1 protein-coding gene is annotated in these 1,461 nt (G+C 66.9%); it reads right to left on the bottom strand.

Annotated features, from left to right (window positions below):
- The coding region (locus AB0E77_RS34205; RefSeq protein ID WP_361578925.1) for a (Fe-S)-binding protein at positions 1–1,461 on the bottom strand (1,461 nt) is incomplete at both ends.

Raw genomic sequence — 1,461 nt, 5'->3', positions numbered from 1 at the left:
CTTCTTGCCGTTGACGGAGTCGGTGAGCATGACGAGGCAGAAGGGGCAGGCGGTGGAGACGATGTCGGGGTTGAGGGAGAGGGCTTCGTCGACGCGTTCGTTGTTGATGCGCTTGCCGATCCGTTCTTCCATCCACATGCGGGCGCCGCCGGCGCCGCAGCAGAAGCCGCGTTCCTTGTGGCGGTGCATCTCCTCGTTGCGGACGCCCGGGACGGCGGCGATGATCTCGCGGGGCGGGGTGTAGATCTTGTTGTGGCGGCCCAGGTAGCAGGGGTCGTGGTAGGTGATGATGCCCTCGACCGGGGTGACCGGGACCAGCTTGCCCTCGTCGACCAGGTGCTGGAGCAGCTGGGTGTGGTGGATGACTTCGTAGTCGCCGCCGAGCTGCGGGTATTCGTTGCCGAGGGTGTTGAGGCAGTGCGGGCAGGTCGCGACGATCTTCTTCGCCGACCTGGGCTTGCGGGACTCCTCGGTGACCTTGCCGTCCTCGTCCGTCTCCTCGCCGAAGGCGGCGTTGAGGGACATGACGTTCTCCATGCCCAGTTCCTGGAAGAGGGGCTCGTTGCCCAGGCGGCGGGCGGAGTCACCGGTGCACTTCTCGTCGCCGCCCATGATGGCGAACTTCACGCCCGCGATGTGCAGGAGTTCGGCGAAGGCCTTGGTGGTCTTCTTCGCGCGGTCCTCCAGGGCGCCGGCGCAGCCGACCCAGTACAGGTACTCGACCTCGGTGAGGTCCTCGATGTCCTTGCCGACGACCGGGACCTCGAAGTCCAGCTCCTTGAGCCATTCCAGGCGCTGCTTCTTCGCCAGGCCCCAGGGGTTGCCCTTCTTCTCCAGGTTCTTGAGCATCGTGCCCGCCTCGGACGGGAACGCGGACTCGATCATCACCTGGTAGCGGCGCATGTCGACGATGTGGTCGACGTGCTCGATGTCCACCGGGCACTGCTCGACACACGCGCCGCAGGTGGTGCACGACCACAGCACGTCCGGGTCGATGACGCCGTTCTCCTCGAGGGTGCCGATCAGCGGGCGCTCGGCCTCCGCGAGGGCTGCGGCCGGGACACCGGCGAGCTGCTCGGCGGACGCCCTCTCCTCGCCTTCCATGGTCTTGCCGCCGCCGGCCAGCAGGTAGGGGGCCTTGGCGTGCGCGTGGTCGCGCAGCGACATGATCAGGAGCTTCGGCGAGAGCGGCTTGCCCGTGTTCCACGCCGGGCACTGCGACTGGCAACGCCCGCACTCGGTGCAGGTGGAGAAGTCCAGCAGACCCTTCCACGAGAACTGCTCGACCTGGGAGACACCGAACACGTCGTCGTCACCGGGATCGGTGAAGTCGATCGGCTTGCCGCCCGACGTCATCGGCAGCAGCGCACCCAGCGCCGTACCGCCCTTCGCATCCCGCTTGAACCAGATGTTCGGGAACGCCAGGAACCGGTGCCACGCCACACCCATGTCGGTCTTCAG

It is taken from the genome of Streptomyces sp. NPDC032940 (genome assembly GCF_040636935.1).
GTDB lineage: Bacteria > Actinomycetota > Actinomycetes > Streptomycetales > Streptomycetaceae > Streptomyces.
Note: the sequence above shows the minus strand (reverse complement) of the source record. Positions and strands in the feature narration are given on the sequence as shown.